Raw genomic sequence first — 22,914 nt, forward strand, 5'->3', positions numbered from 1 at the left:
ATGGCTAAAAAATTATCAAAAAACTTAAGAGCTGCTAGAGAATCATTCGACAGAACAGTTGCTTATGATTTAGCAGAAGCTATTGAATTAGCTAAAAAAACTTCTTACGCAAAATTCGATGCATCAATCGATTTAGCTTTCAACCTTAACCTTGACGTACGTAAAGCTGACCAACAATTACGTGGAGCTGTTTTACTTCCAAACGGAACAGGAAAAACAGTTAAAGTTTTAGTTGCAACAAACAACCCTGAAAAAGCTAAATTAGCTAAAGAAGCAGGTGCTGACTTTGTATTAGACGGACCAGCTGTAGAACAAAAAATTAAAGAAGATGATTTCGACTTTGACGTTATGGTTGCTGACCCAACAATGATGCCTTTACTTGGAAAATACGGAAAAAAACTTGGGCCTAAAGGTTTAATGCCAAACCCTAAAACAGGTACAGTTACTCCAACTCCAGAAAAAGCTGTTGAAGAACTTAAAAAAGGTAAAGCAAACTACCGTACAGATAAAGCAGGTATCGTTCACTCTCTTATCGGAAAATCAAGCATGTCAACAGAAGCTTTAGTTGAAAATGCTAAAACACTTATCTCATTAATCAAAAAATTAAAACCAGCTGCTGTTAAAGGAACATACATTCTTAACTTAACAGTTTCAGCTTCAATGGGACCAAGTGTTAAAATTAAATTAGAAAAATAATTTCACTAAAATAATATAAAAGCACATTTTGTGCTTTTTATTTTTCTCTATTCAAATTAAAAAGCCAGTAAGTTATTTGCTTACTGGCTTTTAGAATTATCGTTTATGATGGTTTGAAAAGTAAATTCTTTAAGGTTTTTAAATCCACTTGGAGTTTCTTTTAAACGATATAAAAATGGTGTATCCATAAAAGTCGGATGATTACGTTTAAAACTAGCTACACCTTTATTCGTTGTTTCATCAAACTTTAAAACTACAAAATTAATAATGTCGTTTAATCTTAAAATATCATTTACCTTACTACGTGGATAATCTGATACCTCTTGTTTATAAATAATAAAATTTGCTTTATCTTTCGTTTCTACAATAGCATATTTTAAGCCAGTACGAATTACTTTTCCAATAACTATATCTTTGCTTTTATATGACATAACTTTATTATATAGAGTTTTTGTTTAATATCTTAAAAAATGCTAAAAAATGCACTCGTTCAATTTTTTTAGTTCGATAAATAAGGCAAAAACGGTAAAAATTAATATTTTTTTGCTATTTCGTTCAATTTTTACAATGCAAAAACTTTTTGCTCTATTTTTTAGGCTTAAAAATTTTAAAATTTTGCTTAAATTTGCACTTTTTTGATGATTTTTAGAACTTTTAATACTATGTGCAAGTAATTTTGGTTTTTTATGGTACTTAACTTAATAAATTGAAAAAACCACCTAAATTAATTTATAATTATTTTGGTTATAAAAATGATCTTTTTATCCAAAAAATTTTAAATATTGCAATATATAAAATTAAATTTTTAAATTTTAAACAATAAAAATAAAAAAGTAAAGGGGCACATATGAAACGTTTACAATGTTTATATAAACCAAACAAAGACAAAAACTACCCATGAGCATTAAAACACCCAAAAGTTGAATCAGCTCTTGCAGTTTTCAAAACACGTAAAGATGCTATGGCATGATTCTTATCATTAGGATACGACTGTGCTACATGATTCCAAAACGATAAAAAAGTTTGAGGTGGACTTTTAATCGCTGAAAAAGATGAAAAATCAGGAAAAATGGAATACGAACTTAATGTTGAAAAATTCGACGGTAACTTAAACTACGATGAAACATTAGAAGAATTAAACATTAAACCTGATGGTTACAGAGATGAAAAAGCTGCTAAAAAAGCTTTAGATGCTGTTGTTGATTACAAAATCTTAAGTGATCACCACACATATTTCCCAGTAGATGACGATATTGTTATCGAAAGAAAAAAATCTAAAAAAGATTTAGAAATCGAAGAACTTAAAGCTAAAATTCTTGAACTTTCAGCATTACTTTCTTCTTCAAGTGCAGATTTCAGAGAAGAAGTTGCTAAATTAATGGAACAACTTCAAGATTCAAGTACAGACAAAGAATTACTTAGAAGACAAATCGAAATCTTAAAAGCTCGTCAAGAAGCTGAAGCTCAAAAAGAAAAAGAAGTTGTTGAAAAACCAGTTGAAAAAGAAGTTGTAAAAGAAATCGTTAAAGAAGTTATTAAAAAAGAAGTTCCAGCACAATCAAAAGCTGTTAAATATGTAAACTTTGATGATTTATCAGTTTCAGATAAAGTTAAAGCTTTAGCTTTATACTCTAAGAAACTTGAAAAAATCGCTGATCAATTAAAAGAACAAGCAGTTACATCAGAAGAAGATTTAAAAGAAATCACAAACAACTTATCTACAGCTGCTGCTAAATTAAAAGCTGTTGAATCATTAAAATTAGAAGATGAAGATTTAACAAAATTATTAAGATTAGCTTCATTCACATTCAAGAGAAATTACGATGCTGTTCTTAAAATGTTAGTTGGTTCAAAAGATATTAAATTCACTCCAGCTACATCAGTATACGTAGTTGATGAAAACGGAAACAACTTAAAATTAGCTCAAGTTACATCATTCGTATTATTCGATTACAAACACGTTGGATTTGTTCCAGAAAAAGATTACCACTACGCAATCTTTGAAACAAGCAACGAATCGTCTAAATTCTTAGTATTCGATTGACCAGTTGAAACAGTTTCAAAATCAGAAGTTGTTGTAACAGAAGAAAGAGAAGAAGTAGACTTCTGAGTTAAAGCTTTATTCGTATTCTTATTAGGATTCGCATACGCAGTACTTGCAACACTTGTTATTGTTTTAGCTTGTGGTGTAATTTAATCAATTAGTACATTGCAAATACAATGTCGACAAATTAATTTGTCGGCATTTTTTTATATTTTTAGTACTATTTTTCAAACTTAAATATTCAATTTTTAATATAAAATATTAATAAAACTTTTAACAAATAAAGTATTAAAGGAGATATATATGGCGAAAAAGAAAAAGGTTATTGCTTATACTACTGCTGGTGCAGTGGTACTTTCTAGCGGTGTTATTGCAACAGCTGTAGCAGTTACAGAAACTCAAAAAACACAAGCTAAAAACGATCAAATCAAGCAATTACATGCAAGATTATATGAACTACAACAAAAATTAAAAACTACATATGCTAATTTAAATGATGAGCAAATGGACGAGTTAAATCATAATGGTTTTAACACAATACTTTGTGTGCAAGATAATGAAAAAATAACTGATTTAAACAAGCTTCACGAGTTAGTTATTGAATATCAAAAACATCAACAAATGGTTGATGAAAAAATAACATCAGAAAAATCTAATTTAATTAACCAAATAACTCAATTACTAAATACAATCGAAAAAAATAAAAACAAATTAAACGAATACCAAAAATCTTCACCAGAATATAATGAAATTGATTTTTCTCCTATTAAAACAATTAACGAAAGATTAAGTGAATTAACTGCAAGTGAGTTAAAGGAAAAACAACACTCACTAATTGAAATTAATTCAAAATTAGAAAAATTATTAACTAAAAATGAACCAGTTAAACCTGCAGAAGATAATAAAGTAAGCAAATTAGAACAGCTTAAAAACGAAGTTACAGATCTTCAAAACCAAATGAATGCTAAGTTCAAGCAACTAAACGAGTACCAAAAATCACTTGAAGACTTTAAGAACATTCTACAAGAACTTTTAACACTTGAATTAACAAATAAATCCACAACTGAGTTAAATGAATTAAAAGATAAATTTAACAAGCAAATTTCTCTGTTAGATAATCTTTTAACTAAAAAAGAACCAGTCGAAGATAATAGTGAATTAATTAAAGAAATTCAAAAATTACAAAAGGACATTAAAACAAAATTTGACAATTCACAAGCAAGTATAAATTCACAACCAGGATTTGCTGAATTAAATCAAGAATTATTAACTAAATCAACTGATAATCCTGCAAAAGATGATTTAAATAAATTTAAGCAAGATTTACAAGATTTTGAAACTAAATTAGATAAGTTAATTAGTGATTATCAAACACAAGAAAGACTTAAAAACGAAGTTACAAGTCTTCAAACCCAAATGAATGCTAAATTCAACCAACTAAATGAATACCAAAAATCACTTGAAGACTTTAAGAATGCTAATCAAGAACTTTTAACACTTGAATTAACAAATAAATCTACAACTGAGTTAAACGAATTAAAAGATAAATTTAACAACCAAATTTCTCTGTTAGATAATCTTTTAACTAAAGTCAAACCAATTGAAGATAATAGTGAATTAATTAAAGAAATTCAAAAATTACAAAAAGACATTAAAACAAAATTTGATAATTCACAAGCAAGTATAAATTCACAACCAGGATTTGCTGAATTAAATCAAGAATTATTAATTAAATCAACTGATAATCTTGCAAAAGATGATTTAAATAAATTTAAGCGAGATTTACAAGAATTTGAAACTAAATTAGATAAGTTAATTAGTGATTATCAAGCACAAGAAACACTTAAAAACGAAGTTACAGATCTTCAAAACCAAATGAACGCTAAATTCAAGCAACTAAATGAATACCAAAAATCACTCGAAGACTTTAAGAATGTTAATCAAGAACTTTTAACACTTGAATTAGCAAATAAATCTACAACTGAGTTAAACGAATTAAAAGATAAATTTAACAACCAAATTTCTCTGTTAGATAATCTTTTAACTAAAACTAAACCAATTGAAGATAATAGTGAATTAATTAAAGAAATTCAAAAATTACAAAAAGACCTTAAAACAAAATTTGATAATTCACAAGCAAACATAAATTCACAACCAGGATTTGCTGAATTAAATCAAGAATTATTAACTAAATCAACTGATAATCTTTCTAAAGATGATTTAAATAAATTGAAGCAAGATTTAAAAGAATTTGAAACTAAATTAGATAAGTTAATTAGTGATTATCAAACACAAGAACAAGCAAGACAAGCAAAAATTAATACAGCTAAAGAATTGCAAAGAAAATTATCTACTGAGTTAAACAAGCTTACAAACTATCAAAAATCTCTCCCAGAATATAATCAAATTGAATGAGACTTAGTAAATAAGGAAACCAAAAACTTAACAACTACTGAATTAGAAACATTAATTACTTCTTTAAATAACAACATCACAAGAACTGAAGAACTACTTAAAAAACAAGATACAACCAAAGTTAAAACATACCAACTAATGGATTTACAAAAATTTATGTCTTTAATGAATAATAGACTAAATTCATATCAAAAAAATCTCCCTAAATATCAAGATGTTGAGCTAACACTTTTAAAACAACAAATACCTAACGAGGTAACTCAATTTGAATTTAATGAATTAAAATCAAAACTTGAAACAAATATTAAAACATTACAAGAACTAGCAAAAGAACATAGCGCTGATGAAAAAATTAATGATGATCATTCTGTTAATGAAAAACTAGAATTCTCAAAAGAAAGCAAAGATAAATACGAAATTCAAGACTATCCAAAAACAGAATTTGATAACTTTTATGGAAATAATAAAAATAAACTAGAAATTATTAACGAATATTCTCGTGAAGACATAGCAAAAAATGTCCCAGTAGCTTACACAAAAGTTGCAAATCTAGACAATTTCCCTGGATATCCTAGCTTAACCAATGATTGAAGAAGCTTAGATTCTGAATTTGCTAAAAAAACACATTCTACAACTAATGAAGAATTAAAAAATAATAGAATTATCTGACAAAGATTAATTAAGCAAGGTGACTGCGACACAAAATATGTTAAGAATGAAAGCATGTTAATGTTTACACCACCTTTTGATTCTTGACATAACCAAGATAATATTATTAGAAAAATTAACGAGAATAGATTTGATAAACACCCTTCAAGTATTAATGCTTTTGGTGATTTATCAGTGCAACCGACACAAAAAGCAGTAACAGCAAAATGAACTGTGTCTCCAACTTTCTGAGGTACTACACCAATTGGACTATATGCACCAGCTGGTGAAGTAATTACAATTCAATTACCAAAAAGCCAATTAGATTCATTAAAGAAAATGAATTTAAAAATCGTAATTGGACAAGAATTTGAAGATAACGAATCTGGAAGAGATGGAGAAACAGGAAATACTGCTCCACGTTTTGCAAAAATGAGAACCGCTTTTGATTTAGAAAGAATTTTTAAAAATCCTACTCAACATCAATTTATTACTAAAGATGGTATCGAATACGTACAATTTAAAATTGGTTCATCATTCGGTGGAACAATTTCATTTATTTGCAAAAATGACCAAGTTTCATCAAATGATTACTCTTCCAATCCTGACTTAACATTTACAATTTCTGGTGCAGTAAGAAACCTACACTATATTAACGGTGTAACTACTGCTCAAGAATGAAAAGATATGATTGAAAATACACGTACACCAATTTTTACAGCTACAGGTGATGGTGTAACTGCTTATTTAATTGGTTATAAACGTAATTTACAAGACTGAATTTATAGTGCTGGTAAAAATGTTGATACACCATATCAATATTTCTCAAAAATTAATGCATCAGCTAAAATTTCAAAATATATGACAGCTCAATTACGTGATCGTTGAGCTAAAGCTGGAGCACAACAATACTGATTAACTAAAGACTTTGATTTTACTGGTGGAATTTATGCACATAATGTTGGTGGAGCATTCTTTGTTTTACCACTTGGTGATTCTGGAGAAATTCTTAGCACCAGCGATCAAACTTTCCAACCTAACTTTAACTGAGGAGTAATGCACGAAATGAACCACTCATACGAGTGAAACGTATTTGGTTACAACAAGCCAAGAGAAGTAACAAATAACGTAAATAGTGTATTAGAATACGGAATGTTTTCTCCTATTACTGCATATCGTTCTGAAGATTTACCGATTGGTACAGGTGAATGAGGATGAGGATCACGTTCTATTCCATTTACCAGCATTAAAAACCAAACAATGAATTCAGCACAAGGATACAACACTGGAGATGATGTAACCGATTCATTATTTATGTTAGTTCAAACTTTAGGGCCTAAATACTGAATGGAATTTACAAGATTACAATACTTATTTGGATACCCAGAACAAAACTTCTTTAAAAATTATGTAAATGATCCAGAAGTTGAAAAATTACTTAATGTTTATGCTCAAACTTCTCCTTTATCAACAGCTTACTTAGCTTGTTTAGTTGCTGGTATCGACTTAACAGATTGATTTGAGCATAATAAAACTTGAGCAGACTTTGCTCTAAAAAATAACACTTTAATTTCAAAAGAAGAATTACAGGCAACTTGAGTAAAATTAAAAGCTATTATTCAAGCAAGATATCCTAAATTTACACCAATTACAAATATGTATGCTTCTGGTATTTTCTTACCACAAGCAAATAACACTTGAAGTTATTCAGGTGATATGGTTCGTCCATACCAAGTAGCTTATGATAAACCTACAGTTTTTGATATGGATAAATGAACATACATTAATAACTACGAAAATAAGAAAATTAAAATCAAATCTGCTAAAGTGTTAAATAAACCTACTATTGGAACTGTAAAAAATATTGATGCTACAAAAATTGAATATACTCCTAATGCTAATTTAAAAATAAATGAACTAGATTATTTAGAAGTTCAATTAATTGATGAGTATGACCGTGAATTCCATGTCGTAATTAGACCATTATTAGCTTATAAATTTGAAAATTCATTTACTGTAACAAAATACACAATTCCAGAAAATAGTTGATTAGAGCTAAATGGAGAATATTTAGCTTGAAGCAATAGCGAACAATATAAAAATGACCTTAAAAAAACCGGAATTAATAATTATGCACTACGTAGCACTGATACAAACGTGCGTAATAAATTAAAATTATTTGCTAACTTTAATGAATTTAGAAAACAAAATAATATTGTTTCTACTACTCAAAGTTTTAACACTAAAGCTCAAAGTCCGATTAAAACTAATATTGAAAATATTAATACTAATAACAATATTATTAAGGTTCAAACTTCATTTGTTCCAATGCAATCTGGTTTCTACCGTACAGATGTAGCAGTTGATAACCGTGAAGGCTATGTATTAGTAGTAATTAATGATAAAAGCACTAATAATGCAAAAGTTGTGCAAGCTACAAACGTTTTATATCACTTAAATAAAAATCTAACAAATAATGGTCAAATTAACTTCGAACTTGAAGCTGGAAAACTTTATGATATTCAATTATTCATTGTTTCTAAACAAACTAATAACGCAACAGTTCAAGACATCGAATTAAATTATTTAGGCACAGAAAATTTAAGCAATGATCAACTTAAAAATAAACAATTTAAAAATATTTTAAAAACATCAAATTACGCTAACGAAGAAGTGTTTGCACAATACGGAACAAATATTTTCCAACTCCAAGCAAATTGCAAACCAAGATATTACTCATGAGCACTTGAAAATATGGATATTTTCAAATACGACTTTAATACTTGAAAAACTAACGCTGCAAATGATGAAAAAACATTTACAACAGAAAAATACATTAAACCAGGAACTATACGTCATAATGTAACTCAACCAGTTCAAGTAGACGACCAAGTTAGTTCAAATGTTAAGTTAAATTTTGAAAATATTTTTGACGATTCAAACGAAGTAAATAACTGAAAAGCAAAACAAACAGGTATGGACGAAGTTACATTTGAATTTGAAGTAACTAAACCATTCTTTGTTAAAGGATTTGATTATAGTAATATTGGAAATATCAAAAATAGACCAAATATGATTGAGATTCGTTCAGCTGTTGATCAAAATGGAACTGTTAAAGATTTAATTTGAAACGGTGAAATCAACGGTTGAAACGTAGCAACCGATCAATACTTAGGTTATAACAAGGCTACAACTACATTTAACGAAGGAATTCTTTTTGCTGGAAAAATGTCAATTCGTTTATATAGAGATCTTTCACTAGCATCACAAGTTCAATCATCAAGTAGCGATACATTATTTAGATATTCATATTTACACTTTAATATGGGTAATCCAAGATATGATTATTTAATTGGAGTAAATTCTAAAAATGTTAATTTTGAAGGAACTCACCAATTTACAGATGAAAATACTAGAGTGAATAATGCAAAAGTAACTTTAAGTGGATTGAACTCAAAAATGATTGTTGAGCTTGATGAAGATGTAGACAAAATCGCACTCTTTGGTGATAGGTTTAATAGAGGTGCATTATACGATGTTTCAATCGAACAAGAGGGTCAAACAACTTTAACTCGTTCAGTATATGATACTTGAACTTCAAGAGAAAAAGAATTATTTAATGTTCCTTTAGTTGAACTAAACGAACTTCCTAAAGGTAAAAAGAAACTTATTATTAAATTAACCAATGCAAGAACACCTTTAACAATTCAATATATTGCTACAAAAAGAACTTTAGTTAAACACAGTTAATACTTAACCTACCACTTGGTAGGTTTTTATTTACCAAAGCACAAAAAAACAACCTTGTTTTCAAGATTGTTCTAATTAGTTATTCTTTAAAAGTTCTAACTCAGCATTTGTTAATTCGCGATATTCACCTATTTTTAAATCTAAAGTCGCTAAATCTAATTTCCCAATTTTTTGTCTATCTAATTCAATTACCTTATATCCAAAAGATGCAAACATCCGTTTTACTTGGTGATATTTGCCTTCATTTATCGATAATAAAGCATTGTAATCATCTAAAATTGTTAATTCAGATGGTCTGCAGATTTCACCATTAGATAAAATAATCTCTTGAGCAAATTTATGGACCAAATCGACGCTTAATTGTTTATCAACTGTAACTTTATAGGTTTTATTTAAGTGTTTTTTTGGGCTTGTTAGTTGATGTGAAAATTCACCATTGTTAGTGATGATAAGAAGTCCGGTAGTATCCTTATCTAAACGTCCAACAGTATGCAAATTTTTAATCTGACTATCAAAGTCATTCATTAACTCAAAAACAGTTTTTGAAACATCATCATAATTAGCACAAACATAATCCTTTGGTTTGTTCATCACAAAATAATAATTTTGTTTTAGACCAACAAGATAATCATTGACCCTAATCTTATCTTGTTCTAAATCAATGTTTACTATTTTTGTAACAAGAATATCATTTACATAAACTTTTTTTCTTTGGATTAATTGCTTAGCTTCTTTACGTGAAACATTAACAAAATTTGTTAAAACTCAATCTAGTCTTTTAATATTTGACAACTATTTTTTTCCTAACATTGCAAACATATTCTTTTTGTAAACTTCAACACCTGGTTGGTTAAATGGGTTTACTCCTAAAAGATATGCTGACATTGTAAGTGCTCTTTCAAAGAAGATAAATAAACTTCCAAGTGTAGCGGCATCAAATTTATCAAATAAAATGTGGATGTTTGGAACTTGTCCTACTTCTACGTGTGCTCTTGTTGTAGCTTCAAAAGCAACATTATTTACTTGGTGTAAATCTTTTCCTGTTAAGTAACTTAATTTATCTAAATCTTCTTTATCAGCTTCAAATTTGATGTTGTATGAAGGATTTTTAAGTGTTAATACTGTTTCAAATAAAATTTTGCTTCCTTCTTGAATCATTTGTCCAAGTGAGTGTAAATCAGTTGAGAAAATTGAGCTCATTGGTCAAATTCCTTTTCCATCTTTTCCTTCACTTTCTGCAAATAATTGTTTTCATCATTCAGCGAAGTATTGCATTTTTGGTTCATATGAAACCATCATTTCTGCTGCAAATCCTTTTTCTTTATGTAAGAAATATCTTGTAGCAGCATATGCATATGCAGCATTTTCACTAATTTTATCTGATGAAAGTTCCTTGTTTGTTAAAGCAGCTCCTTCTAGCATTGCTTTAGCATCAATTCCAGCACATAAGAATGGGAATAATCCAACAGCTGTTAAAACTGAAAATCTTCCACCAATGTCATCTGGAACTACAAATTTTTCATATCCCTTAGCTGTAGCTAATTCAAATAAAACACCTTTTGCTTTATCTGTTGTAGCAGCAATTAAATCTTTTGAATTGCTTTCTTTACTTTCTAATAATTCTCTAAATGCTCTAAAAGCAATAGAAGGTTCTAAAGTTGTACCAGATTTTGAAATAACATTAATTGCAAATTTCTTATCTTTTACATATTCTAATTTACTATATAAAGCTTCTGCAGAAATATCATTTCCAGCAAATACTAATTCCATTGCTGGTTTTTTATATGAGTAAGGACCATAAATAAAGTCATATCCTGTTTTAGCTCCTAAGTATGAACCACCAATTCCGATAACAACAACAACTTCAACTCCTTGTGATTGTCATTGTTTTGCTTTTGCTTCCATTCTAGCAAATTCTTCTTTATCGTAGTTAGTTGGTAAATCATATCAACCTAATCAGTCTTTTTCAGCAACTGTTTTGTTTTTAACAGCTTCGTGAATTTCTGATACTTTACCTTGAAAGTTTTCAATATCTTGTAAACCATGAGGTAAAGCGTTTTTTAAATTTAATTCTAAGTGTGTTAATTTCATACTTCCTCCATTTTGTATAAATTATATATTTTCTTGTTTGTTTTCAAGTAAGTTTTTTACTCTTTATTTACCTTTTTACACGCTTAAATCAAGCTTAAAAATTCTTTAGCACATCAAAAAAATAATGTAATATTGATAAAATTATATTATTAGAAACTTTTGGAGGAAATATGAAGAAAAATTGAAAAAAATCCTTATTAATATTCCCTTTAGCAATTTCACCAGTTGTTGCGATTTTTAGTGCAACAACTACAGAAGATGTACGAGAAAATCAAGATGATAACAATAAAGAACTTTTAACAAAAGAATATGCAGAGCAAATGAGCAGAGGTGAAATTTTATATGCACCTGATGCAAAAAATCCAAACGGATATTACGATGCACTCATTTATAATCAACCACCACTTGATCCAGATGTCGACGATGATAACGATGGTCTAAAAAATAAAGATGAAGTTTATATCACAACAATTGATGGTAAGAAGTATTATAAATACAATTCACACCCAAGGTTAAAAGATACAGATGGTGATGGAATTATTGATAGTCAAGATAGCGATCCATTACAATGGAATTGAAGTCCTAGAGATGCATCGGTTTTTGAAAAGTTAGCATATAGAGATACAGAACAAATCAAAAACATTTTAAATGATTCTACTTATAATGATTTTGAAAATCAAAAGGACGATTTAAAGAGCTTTATTGGTCAAGATGAAACAGAAAAAAATTTCACTTTCTGAGTTAATTTTCAAAGAGAATATGCAAGATACTGAAAATTAGTAATGTCATGACACAAAAGTCGAAGTGGTTTTGACGCGTACTGACTAACTAACCAAAGTGATCTTCCGTTTATTAAAAGTCAAACAATTAATGTTTTAGCAATCCGTGGTACTCAAGGTGTTTTTTCAGATGCTACTGAAGATCTAAAGCTTGGTTTTGGTGCAAAAACCGCACAAGATAAACACGCTGAAGAGGCGATAGGTTATGTAACTAATAAAGATTTTTATTTCCTTCACGATAAGATAAATGATCCTGGAACTACTTTAGAAATCCCTGTAAGTGAAATTAAGGACCGTGACCTAGTAAATGAAGTTTACATTACAGGACACTCATTAGGTGGATACTTAGCACAAGTTGCAGGGATTAAAGATCGTTCTAAATTTGGAAAACATAAAGTTACTCATATCTATACTTTTAATGCTCCTAAAATCAAAAATAGTGATTATTTAGAAGAAAGCAACAAATTAAATAGCGAAGGAAAATCAACGCACTATGTTGTGGAAAACGATAATGTGGTTAAGCCTCTAATCGGATTTTTTGAACCTAATGTTCCTTTAGGTGAGACAAACGGACAACACTCAACTAGTTCATTTTTAGAAGATGCAGTAGTTAAAAAAGCATTTGAAGCTGGTCAAAAAACAACTTGATCTGAAATTCATAATTATGAACCTGAATTAAAAAAAATAACCCTACAACCTAATTTATTAACAATTAATTACCTTTATAAATCTCAAAATCTAAAAAGCATTAAAACTATTCAATTCAATCAACAAAGATTTGCAGAAGAAATTAAAGAAAATGTACCTGAACATTATCAAATTAAACAAGGTACTATCAAAGAATTTGAAACAGTTGAAGATAAAAATGTTGAACTTGAACTTAAGAACTATCCAGTTAAATACTTATTTATATGTGACGGTAAAGAAATCGCAACAAAAACAGTAAATGTTAATCTTGAAAACCTTGCAAACTACGAACTACCTACTTTACCTAATCATTCACAACCAACTAAATTTGAATATGAATTATCAGATAAGTCACAACTTAAACGAATAACTGAATTAGCAGAAAATCAAACAATAGTAGTTCAGCTTAAAGAAACAAAGTACTATTCGCCAGATCAATATGATAGAGTTGATATTCAATTTGTAGACTCAGAAACAAATCAAGTAATTGATGAATATGTGCAAAAAGATTTACCTAAAGATCAAAATAACAATGATATAAATATTCAAGAAACTTGAATCCCAGTGGGATATCAATTACACGAATCAAACCAAAAGGTACTTAAAAATAAAAAAGTAAAAGTATTGATTGATAAGAAGACCTTCACAATCACATATAACTTCACAGCAGACCAGCCAAATCCACTAAATGAAACAAAAACATTTAAAGTTAAGTATCAAGAAAATCTTACAGCACCTGCTATTCCAGTAAGTACAAATGTTGATTATGAATATTACATTAACACCCCTTTAGAAAATATTACTGATGTTGAAGAAGATCAAACCATTAACGTTAAATTACTTGTTCGTGAAATTAAACACACAACAACAATTGAATACAAATTTAATGACGAAGTTTTAAAAACTCAAATTATCGAACATAAACCAAGTGATACTATTAACCAAAGTAATTTAGAACTTCCTACTGGATATGAATTAAAAAATGCTAATGTAGAAATTACTAAAAATTCAACTAATGTAATTGAACTTCAAAAGCAAACTTTCACAATCACATATAACTTCACAGCAGAGCAACCAAATCCACTAAATGAAACAAAAACATTTAAAGTTAAGTATCAAGAAAATCTTACAGCTCCTGCTATTCCAGTAAGTACAAATATTGATTATGAATATTATTTAGAAACTCAATTAGATAATCTTCAAAATGTTCAAGAAAATAAAGTAATTAACGTTAAATTACTTGTTCGTGAAATTAAACACACAACAACAATTGAATACAAGTTTGAAAGCAAAACAATTAAAACTCAAGTTGTTGAGTTAAAACCTAGCGAACAATTTAATAATTCTGTTTTAGAACTTCCAAATGGATATGAATTAAAAAATGCTAGTGTACAAATTACTAAAGATACAACTAATTTAGTCGAGATCCAAAAGAAAACTTATACAGTTACATATAACTTTAATTACACTCAACCAGAAGTTGGTACTCAATCAATTACAATACCAGTTTTATTTGAAGAATCATACTTGTTACCTAAAATACCTACTCCTTCAGATATTGATTATGAATATATCGCTGAGGAAAAACTACCAGTAGTTGAATCAGTAACAAAAAACGAAACTTTTGAAATTAATTTAAATTATGTTGCAAAACCTACTGTTGCAACAACCTTTGAATTCTTTTACCAAAACAACTTATTAGATACGCAAGTAATTCAATATAAACAAAGTCAACAACCAAAAGTTCAAGATTTAACTGTTCCTGTTGGATATCATTTAGCTCAAAATAATTTAGCATTAATTAAAGGAGCGACAAATAGAATTGATGTAACGAAAAATATTTATCAAATTACATTTAAATTTATCGATGAAAGCAACAATAGCGAACTTGCTACTAATACTTTAGAAGTTCCTTATAATGAAAATATCACTCTTCCAACATTACCACAGTCAAATAACATTGACTTTGATTGAAGAATAAAAGAACAATATACACCAACTCTTGCTACAGAAAATAAAGTAATCGATATCTATCTTTTAAAAGAACTAAAAGAATGAACCACAACATTTAATTTCATTAATTCTGATAATAATCAAACAATAGATAGTGCTACATATTCTCTTACAAAAGCACCTAGTTTATCAGTTTACAAACTTAATGAATTAAATATTCCGACTGGTTTTATAATTGATTCCAATAAAAACAACAGCATCACACCAAATCAAACAAATACCCTTTGAGTTACTCCACAAATATTTAATGTCACAGTTAAATATTTAACCAATGATAGTAAAGTCATTAAAACTGATGTTTTAAATATTAAATATGGTGCAACACTAAATATTAATGACTTTGTATTAGACAATGTTGGATACTTAATTGATCAACCTACAAAATCATTCACCATTATTAATAACAATCCTATTAATGTGTTAGTAAGAGCCGACGAATCTACAATCCCACATATAACTAAGTTTAATTTTATCTACAACAATAAAACAGTAGAAAACACACAAGTAATTAAATCAATTGGTAATGTAAAAGTAAAACCTAATCCGCTTGAAAATTATGACTTAGTAAATCCAGAAACAATATACGAACCAAGAAATGAAGGTGATGAAGATATAAATGTCGAAGTAACTCCAAAAACATATCACGTAGTACTTAATTATGTTCTTGATGATAAAGTTTTAAAAACTACTAATGTGCTTGAAAAATTTGGAAACACCATTTCTCCACAAGACTTTGAAGACGATAATTACAAGTACATAGTTAACACACCTAAAGTAATTACTGTTGCAAAACCAAATCAAACAGAAAAAATTAGTCTGAATAAAGATGCTAAGTTCTATGAGTTGCAATTTAAAGATGAAGATAGTAACTTAATTGGAAAACCATTTAATAAATTTCCTAGCGAACTTGCTGCAATTACAATTCCAAATCATTATGAATTAATTGACAGAAAAGCATTATCACTAGAAAAACTCATTAAAAATGAAATTAACTTTATTCAACTTAAAGCTAACTCATATACATTAATAGTTAAATATTTATTCAAAAACAAAGAAGTTTCTTCACAAACAATCACTAAAAAATATAACAGCATTGTTTCAAAAAGCGATTTACAACTTCCTAGTGAATATAAATTAACAAATGAATTTAATAATTTAAAAATTGAAGAAAACAAAGTTATTTCACTTGAATTAGAAAAAATTACAAAATCAACAAACACCACAGAAAATAAAGAAACTAACACAACTATAAATAATCCTAGCGAGTTAGTCAATGCCTTAGAATTTTTATCAGCAAATGAAAAACAAACATTCGCAAATAACATTACTAAAGCAAAAGAAATTAACAATATAAAAGCAAAAAACTATGAAACATTAACAGACAATACTTTTGTAAGTAATCAATTTAATAAAATAATTAAAAACGAAATAATTCATAATGATTATTCATCAAATACCTATAAAAAACATATTGAGACTAATACTGAAATTGTTAAAAGTCTTGATAATCTTTATAACAAATGAATTAACGATATTACAAATATTCAAAATATAAAAACCGACTTACAAAGCTTAAATCTTAATCAAGATGTCTTAAATACATATCAAAACCTACTTATATTTAACGAAAACTTTATCTACAATAAAATTATCATCACAGAGTATTTAGATGCTCAAAAGTCTTGAAAAGATACAATTCTTAAAAACTTAAATTACGAAGAGTTTAATAAAGAACCTATCAAATTTGTGGATTTAATTAATAAAATTCAAAATGAAATTAAACCAATGGAACAAGAATTAAAAGCTGCTCATTTAGTAGTGGATGCAATAGCAAATAATTCACCTGAGCAATTACAAGATGCAATTAGTAAAATTGATAATTTTACATTAAAAGACAACTATAATAAATTAGAAAGTCTTTTAATCACTAATAAATTCTTTGAATTAATCAAACAAAATAGTATTGATCCAGCAAAAATAACATTAAATGACTATCAAACTATTCACAAAATAAATGTAACAGAGTATCATTTAGTAATTCAAAAAGTTATTAATGATGCAATCAACTTAATTACAGAACCAGAACCAACTAAACAAGAAATAGCTCAATCATGATTAAAGAAAAATTGATATGTAATACCTCTTAGTATTGTAGGTATTGGATTAATTGGTTGATTAAGTTATTATCTTATTAAAAAAGGGAAAAATAAAAAGTCACATAAATAATGTGACTAATAACTAGGAGAAATCCTAGTTTTTTTATCCAATAAATTTAACTCAAAACTATAAATATTTTTCTGGGTGTTCTTGTTTCATTTTTGCAATGAAATCTTTTTTATCTAATGAACCATATTTTTCCATTAATTCAACGCATTCATCATATTCTTTAATTGCTCATTCGATATCTTCAAACCCATCTACAGATGTAATTCCTGGACGTTTTCAATTTTTGTATGTACTAAAGAATGTTTTAACTGTGTTTAAAAATGGTTCTGGTAAGTCTGTTAATGTATTAATGTGGTCTAATCTATAATCATCATCATGAACTGCGATTAATTTTGTATCTGTTTCACCATCATCAATCATTTTCATTGCACCAATAATTCTTGCGTTTAATTTAACACCTGGAGTAAATTGTTCTGGTGAATAAACTAAAACATCTAATTCATCACCATCTCAGTCTAATGCTTCTGGAATAAATCCGTAGTTAGCTGGATAAGTGAAATCACCTCTTAAAATTCTGTCTACTTCGATTTCTCCAGTTTTTCTATTGTATTCATATTTAATTTTTGAGTCTTTTGAAATTTCGATTTTTACTTGTATTATTTTTTTCATAAATTAATGATATCATAAGATACAAAAAAGCATAAAAAAATACCCTCTTGGGTAAAGTTCTTTCAAAACTGAATAGTAAATGAATAATTCATTAAAATGTCTAATATACATCTTAACTTTTAAACCTATCAATTTATTAGTAATGGTCAGCTAAATGTATTGCTACACGTACACTTCCATCCTATCAACCTCGTCGTCTACAAGGAATTTCAAGGGAATACTTATCTCTGAGGAGGCTTCCCACTTAGATGCTTTCAGCGGTTATCCTTTCCGTACTTAGCTACCCAGCTATGCTCCTGGCGGAACAACTGGAACACCAGCGGTACGTCCACTCCGGTCCTCTCGTACTAAGAGCAGCTCTCATCAATATTCCAACGCCCACATCAGATAGGGACCGAACTGTCTCACGACGTTCTGAACCCAGCTCGCGTACCGCTTTAATTGGCGAACAGCCAAACCCTTGGAACCGACTCCAGCTCCAGGATGCGATGAGCCGACATCGAGGTGCCAAACCTTGCCGTCGATGTGATCTCTTGGGCAAGATAAGCCTGTTATCCCCAGGGTAACTTTTATCCGTTGAGCGACTACCGTTCCATAACGTATAGCCGGATCACTAAGTCCTGCTTTCGCACCTGCTCGACTTGTAGGTCTCGCAGTCAAGCACACTTCTACCTTTGCGCTCTACATACGGTTTCTGACCGTATTGAGTGTACCTTTGAACGCCTCCGTTACCTTTTAGGAGGCGACCGCCCCAGTCAAACTACCCACCACGCACTGTCTCCCCTCCGGATCACGGAGGCAGGTTAGAAACTCAACATACCAAGGGTGGTATTTCAAGGTCGACTCCATTAAGGCTAGCGCCTTAACTTCAAAGTCTCCCACCTATCCTACACATGTTAGGCCAAGTTCCAATACGAAGTTGTAGTAAAGCTCCATGGGTCTTTTCGTCTTGATGCGGGTACCCGGCGTTTTCACCGGGACCATAATTTCACCGAGTCCATTGTTGAGACAGTTGAGAGATCATTGCGCCTTTCGTGCAGGTCAGTATTTAGCCGACAAGGAATTTCGCTACCTTAGGACCGTTATAGTTACGGCCGCCGTTCACCCGGGCTTCATTTCAACGCTTCGCATAAGCTAACGCATCCACTTAACCTTCGGGCACTGGGCAGGCTTCACCCCCTATACATCACCTTGCGGTTTAGCAGAGAGCTGTGTTTTTGATAAACAGTTGCCCCTCACAATTTACTGTGGCCAACTTGCGTTGGCGTCCCTTCTTGCGAACTTACGGGACCATTTTGCAGAGTTCCTTAACGATGGTTTTCTCGCGCGCCTTAGAATACTCATCTTGGGGACGTGTGTCCGTTCTCGGTACAGGTACCAAATATGTAAACGCTTAGAAGCTTTTCTTGGAAGCATTAAATCACATAATTCAGAAACTAGTTCCTATGCATCGCACATTCCGGTTATAGAGTACGCATTTAACTATACTCACCAGTCGGTGCTTACCCCCAAATCCAATAATGGGTAATGCTATCCTTCTCCGTCACTCCATCACTCATAAAAGGTAGTACAGGAATATTAACCTGTTGTCCATCGGATACGCTTTTCAGCCTCTCCTTAGGTCCTGACTAACCCTGGGTGGACGAACCTTGCCCAGGAAACCTTCCCCAATAGGCGTCGTGGATTCTCACCACGAATCGTTACTCATACCGGCATTCTCACTTCTAAACGCTCCACATATCCTCACGGTTATGCTTCGCCGCATTTAGAACGCTCCTCTAACGCACTTTCGTGCCCGTAGCTTCGGTATCATGTTTTACTCCCGTTACATTATTGGCGCATCAATCTCTTGACTAGTGAGCTATTACGCACTCTTTAAAGGATGGCTGCTTCTAAGCCAACCTCCTAGTTGTTTATGAAATCACACAACCTTTCTGACTTAACATGATTTTGGGACCTTAGCTGACGATCTGGGTTGTTGCCCTCGCGAGCCGGGACGTTAGCACCCCGGTTCCGACTGCCCGACAATGCACAATGGTATTCGGAGTTTGATTATAGTCAGTACCGCTAGGCGCGGCCATTCCATATTCAGTGCTCTACCACCAAAGTTTAACATCGGACGCTAGCCCTAAAGCTATTTCGAGGAGAACCAGCTATCTCCAAGTTCGATTGGAATTTCTCCACTATCCACAAGTCATCCGGGCACTTTTCAGCGTACTACGGTTCGGCCCTCCACTTAGGGTTAACTAAGCTTCAGCCTGCTCAATGGATAGATCACATGGTTTCGGGTATATGTCGACATACTAAACGCCCTATTAAGACTTCGATTTCTCTGCGGCTCCGCTTTTTTCCACTTAACCTCGCATGTCAACATAACTCGCCGGTCCATACTGCAAGATGTACGCCATCACTCATTAACGAGCTCTGACTAATTGTAAGTAAGTGGTTTCAGATTTTATTTCACTCCCCTCCCGGGGTTCTTTTCACCTTTCCCTCACGGTACTAGTTCACTATCGGTGTCTGGTTAGTATTTAGCCTTACCGGATGGTCCCGGCAGATTCAGACAGGGTTTCACGTGCCCCGCCCTACTCAGGATACTATCAAAAGTTCTTACCATTTCGCATACAGGAGTATCACCTTCTGTGCTATAGCTTCCCAACTATTTCTGCTATGATAAGAATTTGTAACTTTATGTAGATAGTCCTACAACCCCAGCTAATGCTGGTTTGGGCTCTTTCACGTTCGCTCGCCGCTACTGATGAAATCATTATTTATTTTCTCTTCCTGTTGCTACTAAGATGTTTCAGTTCACAACGTGTCTCGCAAATGCAACTATTTTATTCATTGCATAGCAACCAGAGATTAATCTGGTTAGGTTTCCCCATTCGGAAATCCCCGCTTCGTAGCTTATATCCAGCTCCACGAGGCTTATCGCAGGTAATCACGTCCTTCATCGACTTCCAGACCCAAGGCATCCACCACAAACTCTTACTTATTTAAAAGTTAATTTAAGTATAAACCTATTGTTGATGTATATTCAAAGACATTTCAATAAATTATTACATTGTAATAATTACTCGGTATCAATCAAAACAAATTAACCAAAATTTAATTTATTTAATTTGATGTCGTTGTAATATCTTTACTATTCAGTTTTCAAAGAACAATGAGAGAAAGTTCTCTCAAAACTAGATATATCTATGGACTATTAACATAGTACATAACAATTTACAATATTTGATAATAAAAATAGTCTGGTAATAAGATGACTTATATATAGATAAGTCGTTGTACTCCGTAGAAAGGAGGTAATCCATCCCCACGTTCTCGTAGGGATACCTTGTTACGACTTCACCCCAGTCACCAGTCCTGCCTTAGGCAGTTGTCTCCGTAGTTAACAAAACCGACTTTGGGCATTACCAGCTCCCATGGTGTGACGGGCGGTGTGTACAAGACCCGAGAACGTATTCACCGTAGCGTAGCTGATCTACGATTACTAGCGATTCCGACTTCATGTAGTCGAGTTGCAGACTACAATCCGAACTGAGAACGGTTTTTTGAGATTTGCTCCACATCGCTGTCTTGCTTCTCTTTGTACCGTCCATTGTAGCACGTGTGTTGCCCCACTCGTAAGAGGCATGATGATTTGACGTCGTCCCCACCTTCCTCCGGATTACTCCGGCAGTCTCCTTAGATCATCTAACTAAGGACAAGGGTTGCGCTCGTTGCAGGACTTAACCGAACATCTCACGACACGAGCTGACGACAACCATGGCACCATTCTGTCATTCCGTTAGCCTCCACTATATCTCTATAGCTTTGCGGAAGATGTCAAGAGTGGGTAAGGTTCTACGCGTATCTTCAAATTAAACCACATGCCTCCACCGCTTGTGCGGATCCCCGTCAATTCCTTTAAGTTTCACACTTGCGTGCATACTACTCAGGCGGATGATTTAATGCGTTAGCTGCGCCGATGGTTCCCATCAGCTAATCATCATCGTTTACGGCGTGGACTACCAGGGTATCTAATCCTGTTTGCTCCCCACGCTTTCGTCTCTCAGTGTCAATATGTGCCCAGTTAGCTGCCTTCGCCATGTTGATGTTCTTCCTAATATCTACGCATTTCACCGCTTCACTAGGAATTCCGCTAACCTCTACACAATTCTAGCGTGCCAGTATCCAACGCTATTTGGGGTTGAGCCCCAAGTTTTTACGTCAGACTTAACACACAACCTACAGACGCTTTACGCCCAATAATTCCGGATAACGCTTGCAACCTATGTATTACCGCGGCTGCTGGCACATAGTTAGCCGTTGCTTTCTGACAAGGTACCGTCAAGACAAAGGCATTTCCTCCTCTGTTTTTTCTTCCCTTATAACAGCAGTTTACAACCCGAAGGCCTTCATCCTGCACGCTGTGTCGCTCCATCAGACTTTCGTCCATTGTGGAAAATTCCCTACTGCTGCCTCCCGTAGGAGTTTGGGCCGTATCTCAGTCCCAGTGTGGCGGATCAGTCTCTCAACCCCGCTAAACATCATCGCCTTGGTAAGCCATTACCTTACCAACTAGCTAATGTTACGCACCCCGATCCTCTAGTGAAGCAAACGCTCCTTTTATATTAATTTCATGCGAAACTAATAAGTATCCGGCATTAGCGCTAATTTCTCAGCGTTATTCCAATCTAGAGGGCACGTTAAGTACGTGTTACTCACCCATTCGCCGCTAAGTTCCGAAGAACTCCGCTCGACATGCATGTATTAGGCACACAGCCAGCGTTCATCCTGAGCCAGGATCAAACTCTCGAAAAAATTGACTGTCATGTATTGTATATATCTAGTTTTCAAAGAACTTTATTTGCAATTTGTTTGCTTAAGTATTATATAAGAAATTTTTTAAAATCAAAATCTTTTTTTTAATTTTTTTATTTCTTATTTTAAGCAATTGCTTTTTGGTTA

At 31.6% G+C, this 22,914-nt stretch carries 8 protein-coding genes and 2 rRNA genes; 4 read left to right on the top strand and 6 right to left on the bottom strand.

What is annotated here, in order from left to right; all coding sequences use genetic code 4:
* Positions 1-696, top strand: a complete 696-nt coding sequence (rplA, locus tag ACPYPZ_RS02620; RefSeq protein WP_426461026.1) for a 50S ribosomal protein L1 — start codon at positions 1-3, stop codon at positions 694-696.
* An 80-nt stretch (positions 697-776) separates the two neighbouring features.
* On the opposite strand, the gene ACPYPZ_RS02625 is transcribed toward rplA, so the two are convergent.
* Positions 777-1,127: a hypothetical protein gene (locus ACPYPZ_RS02625; protein WP_426461027.1), complete on the bottom strand. Its 351-nt coding sequence runs from the start codon at positions 1,125-1,127 to the stop codon at positions 777-779.
* A 416-nt stretch (positions 1,128-1,543) separates the two neighbouring features.
* Here ACPYPZ_RS02625 and ACPYPZ_RS02630 point away from each other — a divergent pair, with 416 nt between their 5' ends.
* Both ACPYPZ_RS02630 and ACPYPZ_RS02635 read left to right on the top strand, forming a co-directional pair.
* A complete protein-coding gene (locus ACPYPZ_RS02630) occupies positions 1,544-2,893 on the top strand; it encodes an MAG3090 family protein (protein WP_426461028.1) in 1,350 nt (449 codons plus the stop codon).
* A gap of 150 nt (positions 2,894-3,043) precedes the next feature.
* Positions 3,044-9,553 carry a M60 family metallopeptidase gene (locus ACPYPZ_RS02635; protein ID WP_426461029.1) on the top strand — a complete coding sequence of 2,170 codons (6,510 nt, stop codon included), beginning with the start codon at positions 3,044-3,046 and terminating at the stop codon, positions 9,551-9,553.
* Between the two features lie 75 nt (positions 9,554-9,628).
* On the opposite strand, the gene ACPYPZ_RS02640 is transcribed toward ACPYPZ_RS02635, so the two are convergent.
* Positions 9,629-10,345, bottom strand: a complete 717-nt coding sequence (locus ACPYPZ_RS02640; protein WP_426461030.1) for a pseudouridine synthase — start codon at positions 10,343-10,345, stop codon at positions 9,629-9,631.
* Entirely contained in the window at positions 10,346-11,644 is a 1,299-nt protein-coding gene (locus tag ACPYPZ_RS02645; protein ID WP_426461031.1) for a glucose-6-phosphate isomerase, read from the bottom strand. It lies immediately after the preceding gene.
* 170 nt (positions 11,645-11,814) lie between these two features.
* On the opposite strand from ACPYPZ_RS02645, the gene ACPYPZ_RS02650 reads away from it, so the two are divergent.
* Positions 11,815-17,349, top strand: coding sequence for a lipase family protein (locus tag ACPYPZ_RS02650; protein ID WP_426461032.1), 5,535 nt, complete (start codon positions 11,815-11,817; stop codon positions 17,347-17,349).
* A gap of 57 nt (positions 17,350-17,406) precedes the next feature.
* On the opposite strand, the gene ACPYPZ_RS02655 is transcribed toward ACPYPZ_RS02650, so the two are convergent.
* From ACPYPZ_RS02655 to ACPYPZ_RS02665, 3 genes are all read right to left on the bottom strand, one after another.
* Positions 17,407-17,958, bottom strand: a complete 552-nt coding sequence (locus ACPYPZ_RS02655; protein WP_426461033.1) for an inorganic diphosphatase — start codon at positions 17,956-17,958, stop codon at positions 17,407-17,409.
* Positions 17,959-18,073: 115 nt separating this feature from the next.
* Positions 18,074-20,960: ribosomal RNA gene (locus tag ACPYPZ_RS02660) — 23S ribosomal RNA — on the bottom strand.
* Positions 20,961-21,259: 299 nt separating this feature from the next.
* A 16S ribosomal RNA gene (locus tag ACPYPZ_RS02665) occupies positions 21,260-22,767 on the bottom strand.
* Together the 16S and 23S rRNA genes form the textbook arrangement of a ribosomal RNA operon.
* Between the last annotated feature and the right edge of the window lie 147 nt (positions 22,768-22,914).

The sequence above is a fragment of the Mycoplasma hafezii genome (assembly GCF_049942695.1).
Classification (GTDB): Bacteria; Bacillota_I; Bacilli_A; order Mycoplasmatales; family Metamycoplasmataceae; genus Mycoplasmopsis; species Mycoplasmopsis hafezii.